Annotated in this window: 19 protein-coding genes; 18 read left to right on the forward strand and 1 reads right to left on the reverse strand. The window is 33.2% G+C overall.

The genetic code is table 11. The annotated features are described in order from the left end of the window. The first annotated feature begins 3 nt into the window (after positions 1–3). From H0Z29_01605 to H0Z29_01685, 17 genes are all read left to right on the forward strand, one after another. A complete protein-coding gene (locus H0Z29_01605; protein MBO8130194.1) occupies positions 4–984 on the forward strand; it encodes a TIGR01212 family radical SAM protein in 981 nt (326 codons plus the stop codon). Further along, positions 962–1,816, forward strand: a complete 855-nt coding sequence (locus H0Z29_01610; GenBank protein ID MBO8130195.1) for an MBL fold metallo-hydrolase — start codon at positions 962–964, stop codon at positions 1,814–1,816. The genes H0Z29_01605 and H0Z29_01610 overlap by 23 nt, the downstream gene beginning before the upstream one ends. Continuing rightward, positions 1,809–3,542: a DNA polymerase/3'-5' exonuclease PolX gene (gene polX / locus H0Z29_01615; protein ID MBO8130196.1), complete on the forward strand. Its 1,734-nt coding sequence runs from the start codon at positions 1,809–1,811 to the stop codon at positions 3,540–3,542. Before H0Z29_01610 ends, polX begins: the two co-directional genes overlap by 8 nt. 123 nt (positions 3,543–3,665) lie before the next feature. Next, on the forward strand, positions 3,666–4,310 hold the full coding sequence (gene nth, locus H0Z29_01620) for an endonuclease III (protein ID MBO8130197.1): 645 nt from the start codon (positions 3,666–3,668) through the stop codon (positions 4,308–4,310). Next, positions 4,307–4,867, forward strand: a complete 561-nt coding sequence (gene folE / locus H0Z29_01625) for a GTP cyclohydrolase I FolE (GenBank protein MBO8130198.1) — start codon at positions 4,307–4,309, stop codon at positions 4,865–4,867. Before nth ends, folE begins: the two co-directional genes overlap by 4 nt. A 2-nt stretch (positions 4,868–4,869) precedes the next feature. Beyond that, positions 4,870–5,718 carry a deoxyribonuclease IV gene (gene nfo, locus H0Z29_01630; protein MBO8130199.1) on the forward strand — a complete coding sequence of 283 codons (849 nt, stop codon included), beginning with the start codon at positions 4,870–4,872 and terminating at the stop codon, positions 5,716–5,718. A gap of 10 nt (positions 5,719–5,728) precedes the next feature. Beyond that, positions 5,729–7,114, forward strand: coding sequence for a dihydrolipoyl dehydrogenase (gene lpdA, locus H0Z29_01635; GenBank protein MBO8130200.1), 1,386 nt, complete (start codon positions 5,729–5,731; stop codon positions 7,112–7,114). Between the two features lie 2 nt (positions 7,115–7,116). Next, positions 7,117–7,806 (forward strand): lipoyl(octanoyl) transferase LipB, encoded by a 690-nt coding sequence (lipB, locus tag H0Z29_01640; protein ID MBO8130201.1) that lies wholly within the window; start codon positions 7,117–7,119, stop codon positions 7,804–7,806. Further along, on the forward strand, positions 7,787–8,638 hold the full coding sequence (gene lipA, locus H0Z29_01645; GenBank protein MBO8130202.1) for a lipoyl synthase: 852 nt from the start codon (positions 7,787–7,789) through the stop codon (positions 8,636–8,638). Before lipB ends, lipA begins: the two co-directional genes overlap by 20 nt. Positions 8,639–9,357: 719 nt before the next feature. Continuing rightward, on the forward strand, positions 9,358–10,359 hold the full coding sequence (locus H0Z29_01650) for a PD40 domain-containing protein (GenBank protein MBO8130203.1): 1,002 nt from the start codon (positions 9,358–9,360) through the stop codon (positions 10,357–10,359). Between the two features lie 91 nt (positions 10,360–10,450). Beyond that, positions 10,451–11,542 carry a PD40 domain-containing protein gene (locus tag H0Z29_01655; protein MBO8130204.1) on the forward strand — a complete coding sequence of 364 codons (1,092 nt, stop codon included), beginning with the start codon at positions 10,451–10,453 and terminating at the stop codon, positions 11,540–11,542. Between the two features lie 445 nt (positions 11,543–11,987). Beyond that, a complete protein-coding gene (locus H0Z29_01660) occupies positions 11,988–15,077 on the forward strand; it encodes a right-handed parallel beta-helix repeat-containing protein (GenBank protein ID MBO8130205.1) in 3,090 nt (1,029 codons plus the stop codon). Positions 15,078–15,433: 356 nt separating this feature from the next. Then, complete coding sequence (locus tag H0Z29_01665; GenBank protein MBO8130206.1) at positions 15,434–16,315, forward strand: hypothetical protein; 882 nt, start codon at positions 15,434–15,436, stop codon at positions 16,313–16,315. Between the two features lie 27 nt (positions 16,316–16,342). Continuing rightward, positions 16,343–16,981, forward strand: a complete 639-nt coding sequence (locus H0Z29_01670; GenBank protein ID MBO8130207.1) for a hypothetical protein — start codon at positions 16,343–16,345, stop codon at positions 16,979–16,981. 412 nt (positions 16,982–17,393) lie between these two features. Continuing rightward, complete coding sequence (locus H0Z29_01675; protein MBO8130208.1) at positions 17,394–17,735, forward strand: carboxypeptidase regulatory-like domain-containing protein; 342 nt, start codon at positions 17,394–17,396, stop codon at positions 17,733–17,735. Positions 17,736–17,901: 166 nt separating this feature from the next. Continuing rightward, positions 17,902–18,441 (forward strand): hypothetical protein, encoded by a 540-nt coding sequence (locus tag H0Z29_01680; GenBank protein ID MBO8130209.1) that lies wholly within the window; start codon positions 17,902–17,904, stop codon positions 18,439–18,441. 424 nt (positions 18,442–18,865) lie between these two features. Continuing rightward, a complete protein-coding gene (locus H0Z29_01685) occupies positions 18,866–20,266 on the forward strand; it encodes a DUF362 domain-containing protein (GenBank protein ID MBO8130210.1) in 1,401 nt (466 codons plus the stop codon). A 254-nt stretch (positions 20,267–20,520) separates the two neighbouring features. On the opposite strand, the gene H0Z29_01690 is transcribed toward H0Z29_01685, so the two are convergent. Then, entirely contained in the window at positions 20,521–22,203 is a 1,683-nt protein-coding gene (locus H0Z29_01690; protein MBO8130211.1) for a B12-binding domain-containing radical SAM protein, read from the reverse strand. A 38-nt stretch (positions 22,204–22,241) separates the two neighbouring features. Between H0Z29_01690 and H0Z29_01695 the strand changes: the two genes are divergently transcribed. Beyond that, positions 22,242–23,045, forward strand: a complete 804-nt coding sequence (locus H0Z29_01695; protein ID MBO8130212.1) for an undecaprenyl-diphosphate phosphatase — start codon at positions 22,242–22,244, stop codon at positions 23,043–23,045. The last annotated feature ends 6 nt before the right edge of the window (positions 23,046–23,051 follow it).

The raw sequence follows: 23,051 nt of genomic DNA on the forward strand, positions 1-23,051 counted from the left end.
TATATGCAGCTTCCTTATCCTCTACAGGATAGATTTTATCGTTATAATTATTTTTTAAGGAAAAAATTTGGTGCCAAAGTATATAAAATCACGGTAGATGCGGGATTTACATGTCCTACAAGAGATGGTACTCTTGGAACTAATGGGTGTCTTTATTGTAACAACTTGAGCTTTTCTACCGATAGAAGAGAAGGTTTAATGCCGGTTGAAGAACAGGTTGGGCGAGCAATTGAGATATTAAAAAGAAAGAAAAAAGTTGAAAAATTTCTTGTGTATTTTCAATCGTATACAAATACTTATGCATCGGTGAGCGAACTGGAAAAAATTTATAGCAAGGCTTTAACCTTCAAAGATGTTGTAGGGATTTGTATTGGTACGCGACCTGATTGCATTGATGATGATATTCTCACTATGCTTTCAAATGTTAATAAGGATTACTTTGTATCCATTGAATATGGAGTTGAGTCTGTTTATAACAAAAATTTGCTTTGGGCAAATCGTGGGCATGATTTTAAAACCTCTATAATTGCAATAGAAAAAACCTATAAATACGGACTGGATATAGCAATTCATATAATTTTTGGTTTTCCGGATGAAAGTAATGAAGATGTTCTGAATTCTGCGAAAGTAATAAATAGACTGCCTATAAATTCTATTAAAATTCATAATTTGCACGTGGTAAAATGTACGCCGCTTGAGAATTATTATAAGAAAAAACCTTTTAAATTATATAGCGAAGAAGAATGGATTTTATTAATGGCTGATTTCCTTGAATTGTTGAGACCTGATATAGTAATTCAAAGACTTATTGGTGAAGCCAAAAACAATACACTTGTAGCGCCAAGATGGAAAATGCCAAAACAAAAAATAGTTGCCGAAATAAAGAAAATACTGGAATCTCGTGAAACCTTTCAGGGATATAAGTATATGGAGAGAAAAGAAAAATTGGAGGTATTGGAAGATGTTAAAGATAAAAAATTATGAAATTCACCTGCTCGAATCCGGGAGGTTTGCTCTCGACGGCGGAGCTGTATTTGGTGTCATCCCAAAGCCGCTATGGAGTAGAAAGGTCGATGTTGATGAGGAAAATAGAGTAACAATGAGCCTTACTACCCCTGTTATTATAGGAAAAGATAGAAAAATTCTGATTGATTCTGGCGTCGGGAATAAGCTTGAGGAGAAACTTAAAAAAATCTATAAAGTTGATTTTAATTATGATATCGAAAAGAGCCTTACAGATTTTGGTATAAAACCACAAGAAATTACCGATGTGATTATTACGCATCTGCATTTTGATCATGTTGGTGGATGCGTTAAGCAAATTGATGGCAGATACATTCCGTCGTTTCCAAATGCGAGGTACTACGTGCAAAGGAAGCAATTTGACTGGGCAAACAATCCAACTGAGTTAGACAGAGCAAGCTTTATGAAGAAAAATTTTATGCCCCTATTGGAAAATAACGTGCTTGATATAATAGATGGAGAATTTTATTTAACCAGTGATATTGTGGTATATGTAACAGATGGTCATACACCTGGTCTGCAACATGTTTTTATTAGGGATAGTGAAAATCCTGTCTTTTTTGCCAGTGACTTGATTCCAATGTCCCATCATATACCCACTACCTGGATTACTGCATTTGACTTATTTCCTGTTGATCTCATAAAAGAAAAAAAATATTATCTTGATCAGGCAGCTCGAAATAATTGGACAATAATTTTTCCTCATGATCCGTATATTAAAGCTGTTAAGGTAAAAAAAGGTGAAAAATATTTTGAGATAAGCGAAATAATAGAAAAAAGAGATAATGAATAAATCGGATATCAAAAATGAAGATATAGCAAAAGTATTTAAAGAACTTGGCGCTATACTGGAAATAAAGGGAGAAAATCCTTTTAAAGCTCGAGCATATTATAACGCTGCAAGGATTATTGAAAAACTTCCAGTGCCGATGAAAGAGCTGATAGATTCAGGTGAAATTTCCAATATTAAGGGTATAGGGAATGCGGTAATTAAAAAAAGTAAAGTACTGATTGAAACAGGAAAATTACCTTATTATGAAGACTTAAAAAGTAGTATTCCTGAAGGTCTTCTTGAAATGCTAAAAATACCGGGTTTAGGTCCACGGAAGATCAGAAAGTTATGGGTCGATCTTGGTATTACAAATATTGGTGAGCTTGAATATGCCTGCGATGTTAATAGGCTTGTTAGCCTGGAAGGATTTGGTTTAAAAACACAGCAGAAAATACTTGAGGGAATAAAGTTTTTAAAAAAATATTCAGATAAGCATTATATATCAGAAGGAATTGATCAAGCAAAAAAAGTTATAGATGCTCTTAAAGAGTGTAAATTAATAAATAGAATTTCAGTCGCCGGTTCTATACGTAGAAAACTGGAGATAGTTAGAAATATTGATGTGGTAATATCATCTGTACCATTTGATCTCGAGAAGATTTTTAATTTTATGAAGGAGAAAATTGACAGAGGAGCAAAAATAGAAAAGAACAGAATAGAGTTTTCATCACCTGGGGGCTTATCTGTTGATTTATATATCGTTACAGATGAGGAATTTCCTGTAGCACTTTTTTATTATACTGGAAGTCAAGCGCATTACAATAATATTAAAGGCCGATTGATAGAAAAGGGGTTTGACTTTGATGGCTTTCTTTTGAAAAAAGGTAAAAGTAAGGTGACTATTGAAAATGAAGAAGATATTTATAGGATAGCCGGACTTCCATTTATACCGCCAGAACTGCGGGAAAATATTGGAGAGATTGAACTTGCTTCTTCAGGCAAATTGTCAGAATTGATTGAATGGAAAGATATAAAAGGTTGTTTTCATATTCATTCCAATTTTAGTGATGGGATATCGACGATAGAGGAACTGGTATGGAAGGCAAGGGAATTAGGATTTAGTTTTATCTCAATTGCAGATCACAGTAAGTCTGCATTTTATGCGAATGGTCTTGATGAGGAAAGACTTAAAGAGCAGTGGGAAGAAATTGAGAGGGTACATAAGAAATATCCAGATTTTAAGATTTTCAAGAGTATAGAATCCGATATCCTTGCTGATGGAAGTCTTGATTATACGGATGATATATTAGCCAAATTTGACTTTGTAATTGCATCAGTCCATTCTCGATTTAATCTATCAAATGAAGAACAAACAAACAGAATTTTAAGAGCAATCCGGAATCCCTTTGTAAAAATTTTAGGTCATCCAACGGGGAGGCTTCTTCTTGCAAGAGAAGGTTATGATGTTGACCTGGAAAAAGTTTTAAGAGAGCTTGCAAAATTGGATAAGGCAGTAGAGATAAATGCAAGTCCCCATAGGCTTGACCTTGACTGGAGATGGGGACCGCTGGTCAGGGAGCTTAATTTAAAAGTGGCAATAAATCCTGACGCTCACAATATCGATGATATTACAGATGTAGAATATGGTATGTATGTGGCACGAAAATCAGGAATACCAAAGAAAAATATACTAAATACGTGGGAAGTAGGAGAGCTGGAGGAGTTTTTTAGAAAGAGAGTAAAATAGCACTATTTGAGTATATCTGTTAAATATATATAATAAGAGAAATTTGGATGATATTTTTTCTGAATCTACTATTTATTTTTACTAAGTTAACGTAGTAATTATTGATATTTGTGAAACAAAATAATGGCCGAAAGTCTTGAGAAAAAAGCGATTGAGATATATAACCGATTAAATACTAACTATCCGAATGCGGCCTGCTCTTTAAACCACAAGGACCCGGTTCAATTGCTTGTATCTACTATTTTATCTGCGCAATGCACTGATAAACAGGTTAATAAAATTACTCCAAAACTTTTTGAAAAATGTAAGACTCCGGAGGATTTTGTCAGGATAGATATGGATGAATTGATGGAGCTTATAAAGCCGGCAGGATTTTTTAAAAACAAGGCAAAAGCGGTAAAAGAATCGATGCAGATTATTGTAAAAGATTATAATGGAAATGTACCCAGAAGCCTTGAAGAACTCATAAAACTTCCTGGCGTCGGTAGAAAAACGGCGAATGTAGTCCTGGGTGATGGATACGGGATTCCTAGTATAGTGGTTGATACACATGTGAAAAGAATATCGAGAAGACTTGGATTAACGAATGAAAAGGACCCAGTTAAGATTGAATTTGATTTGATGAAAATTTTTCCAGAAGATACCTGGATAAAACTGGGACATTTGATGATTGATCATGGACGAAAGGTATGCAATGCAAGAAACCCAAAGTGTGAGGTATGTTTCCTGGAAGATTTATGTGATTTTTATAATAAGAGGGATATATGAAAATAGAAGCTATTATACGCGGTTTAATTGAAAGCATTGGATTAAATCCTAATGATGAATATCTTAAAGACACCCCGAGAAGGGTTAAAAAAATGTGGGAGATATTGACATCTGGATATAAGATGAATATAGAGGAACTTTTTTCTAAATCGGTATGTGAATCGAAATATGATCAAATGATTGTGGTTAGAGATATAGATTTTTTCAGTACCTGTGAACATCATCTCCTGCCTTTTTATGGGAAGGTTCATGTTGGGTATCTTCCTGATAAAAAGATTATAGGTTTAAGTAAAATCCCAAGATTAGTAGAAGTATTTTCTAGACGGTTGCAGGTTCAGGAGAGACTAACCCAGCAACTGGCAGAAACATTGATGGATCATTTACAACCAAAGGGGGTGGGGGTTATTGTGGAAGCTCAGCACCTCTGTATGATGATGAGAGGTGTTGAAAAGGTTAATTCAAAAATAAAGACGAGTGTCATGCTCGGTGCATTTAAAAATGACCAGAAAACTCGAGACGAATTTTTAAACCTTGTCAATAAAAATTATGAGGTGTAGATATGCCTTTAATTGGATGTCATATATCGATAAGTGGTGGAGTAGAAAATGCTCCAGCAAGAGGTAAACAATTAGGCTGTGATGCCATGCAAATATTTACTTCTAATCAGATGCAGTGGAAAGGTCGTCCAATTACTGATGAAGCTAAGGTAAATTACCTGAAATCTATGAAAGAAAATAATATAAAGGTTACGATTTCCCACGATTCTTATCTGATAAATCTTGGCAGTCCTGATAAGGCGAAACTGGAAAAATCACGTCAGGCTTTCTTAGAAGAGATTGATAGATGTGATAAACTGGGGATAGAGCTTCTTGTATTTCATCCTGGTAGTCATATGGGTAAAGGCGAAGATTATTGCTTGAAGATAATAGCAGAAAGTATTGATTATATGGTAGAACAACGTCCTGATTCTAATATATCTTTTGTCCTTGAAACAACAGCCGGTCAGGGATCCAATGTTGGATACACTTTTGAGCAATTGAGAAAGATAATTGAACTTTCAAGTTATCCTGAAAGATTCGGAATCTGTTTTGATACCTGTCATGCATATGCAGCAGGTTATGATATAGTATCATTTAAAGGATACAAAGATACCTGGACGAAATTCGATGATATTCTTGGACTTGAAAGGTTAAAAGTTTTTCATTTAAATGACTCAAAGAAAGAGTTAGGTTCTCGTATTGATAGACATTGTAATCTGGGTGATGGTTACCTTGGATGGGAAACCTTTTACAAAATTATTAATGATGAGAGGTTTAAGGAACTTCCAATGATACTAGAAACTCCAGGTGGTGATGAGAATTATGCAAAGGAGATTGCAATTCTGAAGAAAGCTCTAAAAAATAAATAGGAGAAAACAGATGAAAGATTATGATTTAATAATTATCGGTTCTGGTCCTGGAGGATATGTTTCTGCAGTAAAAGCTGCTCAATTAGGTCTGAGAACATTATGTGTTGAAAAAGAAGAGCTTGGCGGAGTTTGTCTCAACTGGGGATGTATACCCACAAAAGCTATAATTAAGAGCGTCGATCTCATTAATGATTTAAAAGATACAAACAGATATGGAATAAAGGTAGACAGGCTGAGTTTTGATTTTTCTGATATCATCAGAAGGTCCAGGATAGTAGCAAAAAAAATTTCAAAAGGCGTTGAATATCTTTTTAAAAAGTATGGAGTTAGTGTAGAAAAAGGTTGGGGTAAAATATTTGATAGTAATACAGTTGAGATCGACAGTAATGGATACAGTAAAAAAATAACCGGCAAAAATATTTTAATAGCTACTGGTGCACGACCTGTCTTACTTCCCGGCGTAAAAATATCAAATAGAGTTCTTACCTCAAAAGAAGCATTGATTTTAAATGAATTACCGGAATCCATAACTATTATTGGATCTGGTGCAATAGGGACGGAATTCGCCTATATCTTTTCTTCATTGGGTTCTAAGGTAAATTTGATTGAACTTCTACCTCAGGTGCTGCCAGCGGTAGATGAGGATGTATCAACTGAGCTATCAAAAGCGCTAAAAAAACATGGTGTTAAAATATATACTTCTACAAAAGTTAAAAATATATTAGAAAATAAGGATAGCGTAGAGGTGGAAATTTCTAATCAGAATGAAACCGAAATTCTAAAATCTGCTTATGCTTTAATTTCTATTGGAATAATTGGTAATACTGGGAATTTGGGTTTAGAAGATCTGGGAATAGAAACAGAAAAAGGTTTTATAAAAGTAAATAAATCATTCAAAACGAATATAGACAATATATATGCTATTGGTGATGTAATAGGGCAACCGGCACTTGCACATGTTGCATCGAAAGAAGGATTGTATGTAGTAGAAAAGATAGCAGGCAAAGAACATGCACTGGTAAATTATCGGGCAATCCCCTATGCTGTATATACAAAGCCACAGGTAGCTGGCGTAGGATTAACTGAGAAAGAGGCTAAAGATAGTGCAGTTGATTATAATGTTGGAATTTTCCCCTTTAGTGCAAATGGCAAATGCACTGCTTCCGGTGATATTTATGGCTTTGTTAAAGTTTTATTCAATAAAAAAGATGATACGATATTAGGTGCTCATATTGTCGGTCATGAGGCATCAGAGTTAGTTCATATCTTCATAGATGCGATTGAAAATAAGTTGAAATATAAGGATATGAAAAAATCGGTATTTGCTCATCCCACAGCATCTGAGGCTATCCATGAAGCGATTCTCTCAGCCTATAATGAACAAATTCACATTTAGATATGAGTAAAATATTAGAAGTGCTCGACCTTGGATACAGAAATTATGGAGAAATCTGGGAGTTACAGAAAAGGCTACATTTTCTTAGAGTAAAAGGTGTAATTCCAGATACGTTGATTCTGGTTGAACATAATCATGTTTATACTTTTGGTAAAAATGCCACACGGGAGAATCTCCTTGTAAGTGATGAGTATCTTAAGCAAAGGGGAATTGAGGTTTATCATGTAGATAGAGGTGGTGATGTAACCTATCATGGACCGGGTCAGCTGGTTGGATATCCCATATTCAATCTGAAGGAACATAAGGAAAGTGTATCCTGGTTCGTAAATAAAATCGAACAGGTTTTGATTGATACATTAAAAGAGATAGGTATAGAAGCTGATAGAATCAAAGGGTTGACTGGAGTGTGGGTCAGGGATAATAAAATCGCAGCAATAGGTATGAGGGTTTCTAAATTGGTTACAATGCATGGTTTTGCATTAAATGTAGCAAATGAATTATCCTATTACTCCGGGATAATACCATGCGGGATAAGGGATAAGGGAATAATTCGGATTATTGATTTAAAACCTGAAGTTAGCTTATCAATGGTGAAAGATATACTGATAAACAAATTTCTATATAATTTCAATTTTGAAAGCTATAAAGTAAGGGAGGAATATACAGAGGATATTGAGCGAGATGAGAATTAGAAAACCTGATTGGCTAAAAATAAAGCTGACTGTAAATGAAGAGTTAAAATTTATATCAAATCTTTTAAAAGATAATAATTTAAATACTGTTTGTGTTGAGGCAAGGTGCCCTAACTTGCATGAGTGCTGGGCCAGAGGAATAGCAACCTTTATGATCTGTGGTGATATATGCACACGCAATTGTAGGTTTTGCTCGGTGAAGCATGGAATACCCTCTCCACTGGATGAGAAAGAACCGGAAAAAATTGCAAATGTGGTGAAGAAGCTGGGTCTTAGATATTGTGTCCTCACATCTGTTACCCGTGATGATCTTCCGGATGGGGGAGCAAAACACTGGGCAGATACAGTTGAAACGATAAGAAAGGTAAATCCAGGTATTAAAGTGGAAGTGCTGGTACCTGATTTTGAGGGGGATAAGGAAGCGTTAGATTGCGTATTTAATTCAAACCCCGATGTATTCGCGCATAACCTTGAAACCATAAAAGAATTATATAAAAAAATCAGACCGCAAGCTGATTACCATAGATCTCTCGATTTATTAAAAATAGCAAAAAATAGAGGATTTATAACAAAGACAGGTATAATGGTTGGTCTTGGTGAAGCGAAGGATAAGGTATTTTCTTTGATTGATGATATTTCAGAAATAGGGGTTGATATATTTACCGTTGGTCAATACCTCCAGCCTACAAAAGATAATTTACCTGTGTATAGATATGTTCCCCCCTATGAATTTGATGAATTTAAATCTTATGCTGTTAGTAAGGGAATTAAGCATGTTTTTTCGGCACCCCTTGTAAGGAGTTCTTATCATGCGGAAGATGTATTGTTATAATACAAAATGATAAATTGGCTTTGCAGCCAGAGAAATTCAATCTAATGTGGCGCAACAACTTGTGATTTAATTAAAATTGAATTTTATATGTAAGTTTTTCCCTAAGAAATTAAAATGGAATTGGTAGTATGAAGCTTTATACCTGAACGATTCTCGTGAGAGATTTAATACTAAAAAGTAGCGTTCCATCGCAAACAACCCTTATTGTGACTTGATATCTTGGAAATTTTTACTTACGGTAGTGTCAGAAAAATCATCAAAATATTTTTCAACCTTCTATATTGGCTAAAGTGGTTTAATTTCTTTTTTCATTTTATATTTCTTTCTGATTATCTCTATGAGTTTATTTTCTTTTAATAACCTGTAAATAGCGTCAGAATTCACAGGAAGACTAAGCTCCCATACTATAAAGGGTACTTCGGACTTAAATCTTTTTACTTCAAATCCATTTATCTTACTTAACTTTTTCCATAGAGATCTTTAAGATTTTTCTTTTTATCTTTTCATCGGGAGATTTTTCAAATCTCTTTTTAAAAAATTTTACAGAGCATAGCCTGTCCACGGGCTATGCTCTCATCACTCATTACCCTTAATTTAATCAATTCTAACGTACCACCATGTGCATGAACTTTCCCATAAAAATTTAAAAAAGGGCTTGACAAAGAGATATAGAAAGTATTATAATTATAAATGAAGGTAAAAAATGCAAGGACATAGCCATGTTGCGTATTATAATAGTTTTATTTTGTTCTTTACTTTTAATCAATTGTGAAAGAAACCCTGTTAATGGTGACAATAATGATGATTCGAATACCCAAAATGAAGAGCGGATTTTATTTATCAGGAATGTTAAAAAAAAACTAAGTCAAATATGCACCATGAAGCCTGATGGTTCACACATAAAGGTTATTTCACAAACAGAAGTTAATTTACATAACATTGGTTATATCCAAGCCAGATGGTCACCCGATAAATCAAAGGTTGTAGTTGTTGGTGGCCCTGAAAGTTCTCCTGATATTTTCCCATTATGGCTTATTGATATGAGTGGGAATTTTTGTCGAAAGATTGCAACTGATGGATTTATGTCTGTATGGGAATCAAATGGAGAATATATAATTTTTGCCCACAGGAGAGGATATTTTTCTGAGACGTTCGATATATATCGAATTAATATTAACACAGGGGAAGAATCAGTCATATTGTGGGCCGAAACAGGGACTTCAGGGCCAAACTCTGGCTACATATATCAGTTGTTGGACATTTTTCCTGGAGAGGATAACAAAATTTTATTAAACGAATATTATACATATCGTGATACAACCAGTGGTGAACAAATAAGAGAAGATTCTGAACTGCTCATTTATGATTATTTAACTGAAGCAAAAACATATCTCACGAATAATGATCTGAATGAAGGTTGGGCACGAATATCAAATGATGGTAATTTTATAATATATCATCTTAATGATGGACTATATTTGATGGATAAATTTGGTGAAAATATTGAAGAAGTGATAGCAAATACTAATAAAAAACAACAATTTTTGCATCTATGTTGGTCTCCGGATGGAAAAAAGGTTTTAGCTTCAATTTTAGATAGTTCTATTGAAAATAACAGGTTTTATGATATCTATGCAATTGATCTTAATACAAAAGCATTTCTAAACTTAACAAATACAGCTAAAGATTCAATTTCTAACTATGTTATGGACTGGAAATAAAAAGTGTTACGAAGGAGGTGATGAAATAACAACCAATAAGTCTTTCATAACAAATTAACAATTTATTAACCAATTTTAATGAAGGTTACCGATGATTAAGAGATCCATTTTGTTAGCAGGAGTGTTACTTTTAAGTGCAGCTATAATTAAACCAAGAAAACAAGGGATTATCATGAAAAAAGCACTATTTGTTTTCGGTCTGATAGTTTTAATATTGAGTTGTGAAAAAAATCCAGTGGATAATAACGAACCAACATCCCCTGAAGAAGAGCGGATTTTATTTATCAGGAATGTTAAAGGAAAACTAAGTCAAATATGCACCATGAAACCGGATGGGTCTGGTATAAAAGTTATCGCACATCATGATTATAGTGATGACGTATATTATCCCCAAGGGTACATGTTTGCTCGATGGTCACCGGATAAATCAAAAATTGTGGTGCAGGGAGGCCCAGATAGCACACTAGAATATTGCCCTCTGTGGCTGATGGATATGGGAGGCAATCTAATGTATCGATTGATATGGAATGGTAACATACCAATTTGGACTTCAGATGGTGAAAATGTTATTTATTCAAGAAGAAGAGGATATTTTTCTCTTACGAATGATATTTACAAGATAAATATTAATACTTTAAATGAAGAAACATTACTATTTGCAGAGACAGGGCCACCCGGTAGTAATTCAGGATATATTTATCAACTTTTAGATATACTTCCTGATGATAATACAAAATTAATTTTAAATGAGTATTATTCTTATCAGGACTCAACTGGCAAACAAACAAAAACTGATGATGAGCTACTTATCTATGATTTTTTAAACAATACCAAACAATATCTCACAGATAATGATTTAGAAGAAGGTCGGGCTAAAATATCTCCAGATGGAAGCTTAATTGCGTATTCAACATGCAATGTTGGTTCTCCTTCAAATAATTTATTTTTAATGAGATCAAACGGAGATAGTCTCCGACAACTAACTTTTGGTTCTACAGATGTTTATCTATTTTTCAACTGGTCACCTAATGGGAGAAAAATAGCTTGCTCAAAATCCGATCAGTCAAAAGGTTATAATCCTTATAGCGATATTTTTATCATAGATATTCAGACAGGGGTTGTTAATAGATTAACGAATACAGCCCAGGATAGCATCAGTAATGCGGTAATGGACTGGAAATAAAAAATAGGTGACCGCTATGATGAAAATGTTCTTTTCAGGTTTTACATAACGATTAAGTCAACTCTAATTATTTGTCCCAGGAAAGAATTGTCGGGATAATATTATATCAACATATTAATCGTTAATCTGAGAGGAGGTGTTTAAAATGTGTGGAACTAAAAGTTATTTCACGATTTCGGTTTTGCTGTTTTTGGCCTTATTCTTCAGCGAATCTTTTTCCCAGTACACTTGGGTGAATACTACAGATTCAGAAGGAAATGCAATCCGTATGAAGGTCAACAGCAAAACTGGAGCGCCTTACCGTCTGTACTGATTGAAAGTAAACTTCAACAACCGTTACGGACACATCACGGAGCAAAACGTACAGGGACTCAGCAGACAATTTTTAGCAGAATATGCCAAGTTGCTGAAGATTCAACCAGGGGCTTTAAAGTTTGAGAGTGCCGTGAACAACAAGGGAAGATGGTACATCAACTTTAAGCAGCAATACAAAGGAGTTCCGGTCTATAGAGCGAATGTAGGATTTACAGTCCACGAAAATGGAAATGTGGTATTGGTGGGATCGGACGTATATCCGGATATTTCCATCGATGCTACTCCTTCCATTTCCTCGGATGAAGCCCTGAAGATCGCTCAATCCAACTTCATGGAATTAACCGGTACGGATTCTCTGGTAATAAGAAAAGAGCCAGAGCTCATTATTTTCCCAGTAGAGAATGAAAAAAATTTCAGTTATATTCTTTCGTACAATATTGAATTGGAATATATTGACTCATTAAACGTTTACAGTCAAGTATATTTTATTAATGCTAAAACAGGCGAAATTATAAAGGAATATTCAAATATTATGAATGATTGTATTAATGCAACGTTAAATTATAAATATTGGCCAGAACATTACTATGACCAACAAAGTGGTGACCAAGTATATAGAAATTCAAAGGTTAGACTTTATAATTTATTGGGTCAAGCAGTGGATACAAAAAATACTAATTCAACTGGTTATGTTAGTTTTTGCAATTTAGCATATAATACATATTTTCTCACTGCTAAATTTGAGAATTCCTATGTAAGACTTCGAAATACTAATGGTCTTACAAAATCTTTGCTTCCAGGAACATATAATCTATCGTGGGATGCAACAGATGAAAGTAATGTTTATCATCATGTTAATTTAATTCATGACTTCTTTAAGAATTCACCATTTAATTATGATGGTATGGATTATAGAATGGATGCATTCATCAATCAAGGAAGCTCTTATAATGGATGGGCTGATGGAAATAGTATAGGGTTTGGTTCCCAATACGGACAATATTGGGCAAGATCGAGTGACGTAGTTTACCACGAATATACACATAATACAATTTATCATTTATATGGAAACAATTGGATTGGTGATCCGAATAATTGGTATACTCAAGGAAGTGCAATGGACGAAGGATTCGCTGATTTTTTTGCATGTACGATAAACAATGATCATATCCAAGGTGAGTCAGTTGGTGTTAGTAGAGATTTGAATAACATATTAGAATGGGATCCAAGTGAAAATAAGTATTATAATTGTCGTGTAATAGGAGGTGCTTGCTGGGATTTACGAGAACAAATTGGCAGTAGCATCACCAATAAGATCGTTTTTGATGCACTTCAAATGCAGCATCATGCCTATAATTTTGCTGATTTTCTTGATAACATGATTTTAGCAGATGATGATGATGATGGTAATGTTTACAATGGTACCCCCCATGATGATCAAATATGTGATGCGTTTATTAACAACCATAAAATAGATGGAACTTATTTAGCAGGAAAAATTAAAAGAGATATTACAATTGACCATTTTGTAATCATAATTGGGAATGTTACTGTTACATCAGGTGCAACACTGACGATTCAACCTGGAGTAACAGTGGAATTTGGTGGTTACTACAATCTTACTGTTCAAGAAGGTGGAAAAATCATAGCAGAAGGAACAGAAGATCAGCCCATATATTTCACCGCAGCAAATCCATCTGGGAGGCGTACCTGGGGGACACTATTTGTTAATGGGAGTAATAACATTTTGAAACAATGTATAGTTGAGTATGGTGATTGGGGATTAAAATTAAGAGGTTCGCCCTCACCAGCAAGTGGTAATGTAGTAGAAAATTGTATATTCAGGAAAAATGATCAAGGATTGAGAATAGAGAATAATACAGTAGATGTAAGGAACTGTCAGATATATGACAACAGGCATAACGTAGTTTTAATAGGAAATCAGGATGTAGACATAGAAGGATGTAGGATTTATAATGGAGACAGGGATGGTATTTATAGCAGTAATGGGAATTATGTAGAGTTATATGGGAATGTTATAGAAAATAATGGATTGGGCAGTTCAAGTACAAGGAATGGGATATATACAAATTGGAATGATATTTACTATATTGTCTCCTGTAATACAATCAGAAATAATTATTCATCTGAGGTATCTGCGTATTATGATGATAAAGTAGAGGTAGGATACAGTTCAATACATGATGACAATGGATATGAAGTTTACAATCGTAATAGTGGGAAGATATTCTGTTATTTTTCCTGGTGGGGAGAGTATCCGCCAGATTATTCTCAATTTTATGGAGATGTAACTATAGTAGGATATCTATATGGTCGACCAAGCTGGGAAGGTCAGACGAGATCTGGAGGATTATCAAAGATAGTGGCTATGAATTTAGATAATAATAATCCTGATGATGACAATATAACTTATGAGAGTTTAAAGGAAAAAATATTAAGCAATCCATATTTTCCAGAAGCTGATTCACTTTTAAGTAGGATGTATGTAATAGCAAGGAAAGATTTTAGAGAAAACAAATATGGTTTAAGGAAAAGTTTTTATAATTTCCTAAAAAATTTACGGAAACAGTATCCTGATACAAAGATTAGCAAAAAGTCACTTGAATATATGATAATCTGGAAGATGTTAGAGGGTGATTATAATAAAGCGATATCACATTCAAAGGAAGCATTGGCTTGTGAAGCAGGTGAAGAGAAAAGATATATGATGCTAAATTTAGCTTATCTTTACTCAAATATGTTTGAATTTAAGAAGGCAGAAAGACTGATTAAAAAATATAAAGAAAAATGTGGAATCGATGATAGAGTAGTATTCATGGAAGAGACAGTTAAAAATATTGAATATGAATATAATAAAGGATATATAAAACCGATAGAAACCTCAGAAGAAGAAAGAATGCTTGTTTCAAGAAATGATAATATTATTTTAAACTCACCATATCCCAATCCCTTCAATCCAATAACCACAATATCCTTTCAAATACCCGAAGAAGCAAGGCTCAAAGCAGAGGTATTTGATATACTTGGAAGGAGGGTGTCAATACTTACAGAAAGGAAATACACTCCAGGGGTTTATAGTATCAGTTTTGATGGCAAAAACTTGCCGAGTGGGATATATTTTATAAGGATTAATTATGACCCAGTGGATGAAGGCAGTAAATCAAAGGTTTTTGTAAGAAAGGTTTTACTGGCAAAATAAACACTGATATTAGCCGACCTTAAAAGGTCGGCTTTTTCTTTGTTTAATAAAATTTAGGTTTATTGATATAATGCTTAAATATTTGATAGGATTGTTTAATTCGAGGGGAAAAAATTTTAGAAAATTCAAAAAAAAGACTTGACAAAAGATTATGGGGGGTTATATTTATTTATATAAAAAGCGGAATTAAAAATGAAAAGTTATCAGAAGATAAAGATTGTGAGTAATTTGAGGGATAGAACTTTTAATAATTTCGATATATCTTTAGAGATAATAAAAGATGGTGAATAATGGAAACGAGTTTTTAAAATATTAATAGTGGTAGTATTATCTGTAATAAGGAGGAATATTTAAATATGTTAAGGGTAATTTTATTAACATTAATACTAATTTGTTTTTTTAGTGAACAGGTAGGTGCTCAATCTAATTATGATACATTGTATTACTATGATCCATACAATATAGAAGCGTGTCCACTAATACTCCATGCTAGCATTGTAAATCTTGCGGTAAAGTTTGAACCTATAAGCAATCGTAGTTACTCAATTAGAGAGATTCACCTTCTTATAGCCCCTGACCCATCCGGGTTTTATTCAATTGGCGATACCGCACCTATTTGTATTCATAGTGCTGGTACAGATACATCTCCGGGGAAAATTTTATTAGAAATTCCTGTAACTATTAATGGTAGTTCAGAGATTTATCCCAATTGGAAAATAATTGATTTATCAAGTTACTCAGAGCTAAGTGGGCTTATTGGTGATTTCTGGGTTAGCGGTTTGACAGTTTTATCAAGCCTGGTGCACAACCCCTTTTTATCAACTTTCAATGAGAACACATTTGTATACTCCAATATGAGATGGGTAAAAAAAGGTGCTCCTGGGCTTTTTATAAAGGCAGTTATAGAATACGAAGGAATGGAAATAAATGAGAAAGTAGGTGCTGAATACCCTCTGGAGTTTCTAACGTATAGCTATCCAAATCCGTTTAACATCTCAACCAATATTGTGTTTTATTTACCTTTTTCTTCGGATATATTGTTAACTATTTATGATTTAACTGGTAATGTAATAAAGGAATATTCTATAATAAGTTGTTTACCAGGTTATAATGAAGTAAAATGGGATGGTAGAAACAAGAATGGTATCATAGTGCCTACCGGGGTTTATTTGTACAAAGTATCTCTTAAAGGAGCAAGTGCAAAAACGCATAAGGAAAAGATTACATTTATAAGATAACTAAACGATGAAGGGGGGGAGGGTAAGATGTATCTAAAAAATCCAAGTAAATTGATAACATTAATTTTATCATTGATCTTGTTCATAGGTAGTAATACTATTATGGCACAAAAATATTTTAAGGATAGACTTTTGATAAAACTAAAAAGTGGTGTTATTGTAAAACCTAGGAGAATGAAGATAGGTAAAAAGTACAGGTATACGTCAGGGATAAAATCTTTAGATGGATTGAATATAAAGAAGAGTGTTTTGAGAATGGAAAAAGTATTTAATGATGAAATTAATAATGAAATGTCACAATACTACAGAATAATCTTTGAAGATACTGTTAAAAATTTAAAGATATTAAAGAAGAAATATTTAAATTTACCTATAATAGAATCAATTAAATTAATAGAAATTCCTGAATTGTTAGCAGAACAGAATCATCCAGATGATCCATATTACAATTTTTCAATAAATGGAGACGGAGGGATCTCTCAGGAACAGTGGTATCTTTACAATGATGGAGATATGAATGATGATAATGTGGTTGATGGTGAGTATCTCATAGCAGAATGGGTATATGAAGAAATAGATTATTGTTCTGGAATAAATGGAATAAGCGAGAAGGATTGTATAAGGAGAGGAAGTACAAAGATGTTAGAGAGAATAAATCAGGAATAGAGAGAAAAATTAGTGTTGTTAGAATAATTATTGATGATAAATCCTTTTTGAGGTTAGTAGTGATGATGAGTATGGAGTACAGTGATTATAAACAAGGTTGGGGTATAAATATGAAGCCGGAGATTTGTGATATAGTGTAACCTTAATTCAACTACATTCCATCGTGGTTACATTGCATGCTTGGTTATAAAAAATGTGATTTTTATGACTTCTTTGGAACCATTTTACTTTGTTTAATAAATATTAGGTGTATTGACATAAAAGCTTAAATATTTGATAGAATTTTATAATTCGAGGAGAAACAAATTTTAGAAAGATTTAATAAAAGACTTGACAAAAGATTATGGGGGGAGTAAAATAATAAATGTAAAATGTAAAATTAAGAATGAAGAGTTGTAAGGAGATAAATCTTATGATTAATTCAGTGGGGAGATTACATCTATTTGTATGCTGTTCCTTTAAAATAATAACTATTGCCACTTTTACAATACTTTTAATTGCCAAATCACGTCCACAAACTTCAGTAATAGTAAAAGGTAAAGTACTTGATAGTTACTCTAAAATCGGTATTCAAGGAGCAAAGGTTAGTTTTATAAATGAATACAAAGATACATTTTCAACTTATTCCGATAATGAGGGTAATTATACAATAAATTTTTCAATAATAGAAATTGGGGATAAAAAAGGGCAAAACACTCTACTTGGATATAAACTATATCAAAATTATCCTGATCCTTTCATTCCTTGGATGTGAGTAGCTTTTGAAATATCAGAGCTTTCAATAGTTGGTACAATCATTTATGACATGTATGGCATAGCATATCAAAAAATAAAAGCTTTCAATTATTAGAAAATAGTGGGTATGAGGTGTTCATTTCGGGTTGTGACAGTAAGTGAAAAATTATAATTGAAAAATAAAATTGGGAGGAAATGATGAAACTAAAATATTTTTAATCTTAATTTCATTTTCATTATTTGTAAACCTTCATGGAAGTTCGGGAAAAATTCCAGAAAATTTATCTAATAATACAAAAATTTATAAAGAGTGGATAAATATGGGATTAGGGCATGGGACCCTGCCTTTTGTGATAAACATGGCTATAAGTTATAACTTCGGATATAGATCATTTCACCAGGTTGCATATAACTTTTTTGAAGATCACCCTCTTTTTGGGACCCCTCTCCACATCGTACGTGCGATCAATTACGGTATGGGTGTGAGGAAAACCAACCGATTCTTACATATATCAATTTTTTCAGGTCCAGCATTTTCATATATCCGAAGGGAATATAAAGGGAGCGAGAGAAGTAAAAAGACTGTCGGTATTGTTATAAATACTCAATTGTTTATTAAACCCATTGCAGAAATAGGACTTGGAGTTGAACTCTACTATAATTTAAACTTTGAAAAGAATGTTAGTGCAATTCGATTTTCGTTTCATTTTAATAACACAAAATAAAAAGAAGGAGGGAGTCAATACTTACAGAAAGGAAATACATTCCAGGGGTTTATAGTATCAGTTTCAATGGTAAAAATTTGCCGAGTGGGATATATTTTATAAGGATTAATTATGATCCAATGGATGAAGGCAGTAAATCAAAGGTTTTTGTAAGAAAGGTTTTACTGACAAAATAAAATAGTGATGTCTCGCTAATATTAGCCGACCTTGAAGGGTCGGCTTTTTCTTGCGATTTGGTAGTGAGTAAGAAATAATTAGAGTATAGAGTTATACTATAAATTTCTTATTGAATTAATCTATGTTTTAACTATATTTAGCAAAAACATAATTTTTTGTAAAATATTTTTTCTATAAAAATATTTTTTTAATCGCTTTAAAATGTTATATTAATTATTATGAATTTTGATAAAATTTAGAGGCATATATGAGTGGTAGCAAGATTTCCCGTAGAAAATTTATAGCAAGTTTAGGAGTACTAACAGCTGGTGCTGTTGTAAATCCTTTTAGAAGAATATCATCAATATATGGATTTGGCAAACATAGCTCACTTGATTATCTGACGGCAGTTGCAGTAACTCGTGCAAACAGTTATGATGATTATAGTCTGATAAAAAATAAAGTTCAGCATCTTTTTGAGTCTCTGGATGGAATAAGCGATATCGTATCGTCCGGTAAAAAAGTGGGTATAAAAATTAATCTCACAGGTGGAGCTGGATTTGCATTCCATGATAAATTGAAGGGAAAGGATATCGGAGAAGTAATGTGGACTCATCCAGCTGTTTTAAAGGCTGTGTGTGAATTAATAATTGATAGTGGAGTGAAGGCATCGGATATATATGTTTTGGAAGCAATAAGTAGAGATGATACATCATACTCTGATTTTGGATACGAGTATGTTGTAGATAAATTAGGTTTGAATTTTATAAACATAAACTATAAGGAGCCATACGATTCATTTGTAGAAGTCCCGGTTGGTAAAAATTATTACAATTATGAAAAATTTACACTCAACAGAATCCTGACAGAAATTGATGTTTATATCTCAATACCCAAAATGAAACATCACTATGCTGCAGGCACTACGCAGTCTTTAAAAAATCAGGTAGGAATAGCTCCAAGAGATATATATACCGGTGAATATAGACGAGAGGTGCTTCACTGTGGTAAAACGTCTCCAGATAAAAAGGAGGAGAAGTCATATCTCCCACGATCTATTGTTGATCTGAATAGAGCACGACCGGTTCACCTTGCAGTAATCGATGGGATAAAGAGTGCGAATGGTGGAGAAGGTGTATGGAATCCAACCTTTGAGCCAGCTGAGTATCATTTCCTTCTTGCTGGTAAAGACCCTGTAGCTACAGATTCTATTGCCACATATATAATGGGCAGGAATCCAGAAGGTGAAAAGATAGAAAGACCTGAAGGTGATGAGTGTGATAATCACCTTTATCTTGCCAATCAACTTGGTATGGGGACGAATGTACTATCTACAATAGAACTTGTTGGAGATGGTGCTGAAGATGTAGGTCTTTCAATATGTGGTAGAGAAAGAGTAAATCCCACAGAAATTAAACTACATAGAAATTATCCCAATCCCTTTAATTCGTCTACGATCATTGAATTCTATCTACCAAGAGATATGGAAGTAAAGCTTGATATTTACAACATAAGGGGGCAAAGAGTTGTAAGGCTTGTGGATAAGACTCTATATTCTGGTAAATATAAATTCGTCTGGAAGCCAAACGGTTTACCCTCAGGTGTATACTTTGCAAAGCTACGAGCAGGAAGAGTGGTAAAATCAGTTAAGATGATGTATTTAAAATAAAATATCTTTCCTTTGACTCACCTTATTTTCCAAGGTACTTGATAGTTTATCTTGTATTGCAGTTAAATATTAAATGACTGAAAATGAAAAAGATAGTTTGGGATTCTACATCCTGCTACAATGAAGATCAATTTAGTAAAATGTGATAGCACTTGAAAATTTTCTTGAAATTGTAGCGGAAATTATATCTATTTGTGATGACCTGAGGTAAGCGTATAGTAACGATAATCAATTTAAGGCATAATTTAGTTTTATTATGATTTGAACATATTTATAACCTGCTTTTTACTCATGATTTTTCCTGATAGAAAGCCACAAATATTCCAGTCGGCATTTAGAAAATTTTCTATGATATTTTGGTTAACATTTTCTTCAATCAGTGGATAAAATTTGCCTTTTTCTTTCCTGCCAGTGTAAAAAAGTTTACCTGTTTTAAAAAGTATATCAAGAATTGCAAATCCCAGTGTTATTTTTATTTCTTTGCCGGGTAGTTCTTCCTTGATATATACTTTCCCATTTTCAATATTAAATTCGCATGGTTTTAAACTTTCATCAATAATCTTCTTTATAAAATTTATAATTCTCGTAATGATAAATAATGTGGCTATATTTTTTCTTTTAAATTCATTGCATTCGTAAGCAATGTAGGTTGATCTTAGTATTTCAACACAGTCTATTTCAAATCTGTCTTTGATTATTTTATTATATAAATCGGATTCGGGGGTTAGATAAAATATTGAAGGTCCTATCAAACATTTTTTCCCAGAAAGAAACAGGATTGATTTTAACATATCATCTATTGTATCACCTGGCATACCAAGGATAATATAGGCTATTACCGGTAAATTGATTTTTTCGCAAAATCTTAGAATTTCCGAAAAATATCCCGTTGTTACAGGTCGCATCAGAGCCTGCTGGAAGTTCTCGTTTGTATGAACAAGCGATAAGTTTAGATATTCAAAACCAGCCTTTTTCATTTTGTGTACTGTATTCTTATCAAGATTTGATGCAGTGATTCCATTCATAGCATAAAGAGATAAATTTTTATTTGGATAATATTTTATGATACAATCAAGAAGGTTATTTAGCCATTTTTTATTTTGTCCAAAATTATCATCTTCAAAGTCAAAAGATGTAAAACCATTTTTTACTTTTTCATCTATTTCATCAATCACATTTTCGACGCTTCTTGTCCTTGTCCTGTCTCCCATTACTTTATAAATTGAGCAAAATTTACATTTGTATGGGCATCCTCTGGATGACATAATCATTGCATGTTTTTTACCATTTAAAGTGAAATCACTGACATAATCAATATTGTAATCAGGGTGGGGTACTGAGTCAAGGTCTTCAATCAAAGATGTTCTATTAATTGTGGTTTTTCCATTCTTTATATATGCAAGGTTTGGAATGGATTCTATTGGAGCTCTTTTATTCTCAATATAGCCCAATAGGTTTCCTAAACTTAATTCACCTTCTCCAATTATTACAAAATCAGCGCCATTCTTTAGGTATACATCTGGTCTTATTGAGGCATCAATACCTCCTACAATTACCTTCGCATTCTGCACTTTTTTTCGTATACATTCGATTAATTCGAATGTAGTCTTTGAGTATGTGGTAAACATACTCGAGATACAAAAAATTTCTCCATCATCTGGTATATTGGTCATCATTTCATCTTTACTGAGTCCAAATCGGTAATAGTTTTTATAAAGGGAAAATGGAGATGTATTTTCATGATAAAATTGGAGTAGCGGTTTAAATATTTCCGGTGGATTAATTTTCTTCTTTTTATTGTTTCTAAAGTCTAAAATTTTGACATTATAGCAATTTTTTACTGTTGTTGCTATTTGAATAAGTCCAAGGGGGATATTTCTTATAGGTGTTGTGTAAAAATCCTCTATTTGCGGTTGGATAAAATAAACATTTTTCATGATTATAATTTAACCAATATTTTTCTATTGGAGGTCATATGAGTATATGGGATTCGATAATTTTGGGGGTAGTACAAGGGTTCACAGAGTTTTTACCGGTGAGCAGTTCAGGGCATCTTGTCGTTATGGAACATTTTCTGGGGTTAAAGTTTCAGAGTTTAACATTTGAAGTTATTGTGCATTTCGGGACGTTTTTAGCCGTTGTGATTGCCTTCCGGAAAGAGATTATATCTTTGATAATTGGCTTTTTCCGTGGGCTTTTCAGCAAGAATGTAATCAGTAATATAAAACTTGATTCCGACTTTAGAGTGGCAGTGTATATAATTATTGGTACAATCCCTGCTGTCATTGTTGGGTTGTTCTTGAAGGATCAAATTTTAGCAATTTTTCACAATTTGAACCTTGTTGGAATAACTTTGATAATTACAGGAGTAATTTTATTCATCACAAGGATTATATATATAGGCAATAAAAGGGTTAGTCTGCTATCTTCAGTAATTGTTGGTATAAGTCAGGCATTTGCAGTACTTCCAGGTATATCAAGATCAGGGGTTACAATAAGCACCGGTCTTTTTATGGGGCTATCGAGAACTGAGGCAGTAAAATTTTCATTTTTACTCTCTCTGCCAGCAATTTTGGGTGCTAACGTTCTCGAGCTGATGCAGGTGGGGAATGAAGAATCATCCATCCCATTTTTATTTTATTTAGTTGGTTTTGTTTCTGCATTTATCTCGGGTTTTATCGCTATTAAAGTACTGATCAAAATGGTTCAAACGGGGAGGTTTAGTTTATTCAGTATTTATTGTATATCTCTCGGGATACTTATCTTAATCTTTCTATAAATTAGC

The organism is Candidatus Neomarinimicrobiota bacterium (genome assembly GCA_017656425.1).
GTDB lineage: Bacteria > Fidelibacterota > UBA2242 > UBA2242 > B5-G15 > JACDNV01.

Bases quoted from the DNA above. Each gene is read 5' to 3' on its own strand.
- H0Z29_01655 (MBO8130204.1), top strand. From the start codon at position 10,451: ATGATTAAGAGATCCATTTTGTTAGCAGGAGTGTTACTTTTAAGTGCA.
- H0Z29_01695 (MBO8130212.1), top strand. From the start codon at position 22,242: ATGAGTATATGGGATTCGATAATTTTGGGGGTAGTACAAGGGTTCACA.
- H0Z29_01675 (MBO8130208.1), top strand. From the start codon at position 17,394: ATGATTAATTCAGTGGGGAGATTACATCTATTTGTATGCTGTTCCTTT.
- nfo (MBO8130199.1), top strand. From the start codon at position 4,870: ATGCCTTTAATTGGATGTCATATATCGATAAGTGGTGGAGTAGAAAAT.
- H0Z29_01650 (MBO8130203.1), top strand. From the start codon at position 9,358: ATGTTGCGTATTATAATAGTTTTATTTTGTTCTTTACTTTTAATCAAT.
- H0Z29_01610 (MBO8130195.1), top strand. From the start codon at position 962: ATGTTAAAGATAAAAAATTATGAAATTCACCTGCTCGAATCCGGGAGG.
- H0Z29_01665 (MBO8130206.1), top strand. From the start codon at position 15,434: ATGTTAAGGGTAATTTTATTAACATTAATACTAATTTGTTTTTTTAGT.
- H0Z29_01685 (MBO8130210.1), top strand. From the start codon at position 18,866: ATGAGTGGTAGCAAGATTTCCCGTAGAAAATTTATAGCAAGTTTAGGA.
- H0Z29_01605 (MBO8130194.1), top strand. From the start codon at position 4: ATGCAGCTTCCTTATCCTCTACAGGATAGATTTTATCGTTATAATTAT.
- H0Z29_01670 (MBO8130207.1), top strand. From the start codon at position 16,343: ATGTATCTAAAAAATCCAAGTAAATTGATAACATTAATTTTATCATTG.
- lipB (MBO8130201.1), top strand. From the start codon at position 7,117: ATGAGTAAAATATTAGAAGTGCTCGACCTTGGATACAGAAATTATGGA.
- nth (MBO8130197.1), top strand. From the start codon at position 3,666: ATGGCCGAAAGTCTTGAGAAAAAAGCGATTGAGATATATAACCGATTA.
- H0Z29_01690 (MBO8130211.1), bottom strand. From the start codon at position 22,203: ATGAAAAATGTTTATTTTATCCAACCGCAAATAGAGGATTTTTACACA.
- folE (MBO8130198.1), top strand. From the start codon at position 4,307: ATGAAAATAGAAGCTATTATACGCGGTTTAATTGAAAGCATTGGATTA.
- lpdA (MBO8130200.1), top strand. From the start codon at position 5,729: ATGAAAGATTATGATTTAATAATTATCGGTTCTGGTCCTGGAGGATAT.
- polX (MBO8130196.1), top strand. From the start codon at position 1,809: ATGAATAAATCGGATATCAAAAATGAAGATATAGCAAAAGTATTTAAA.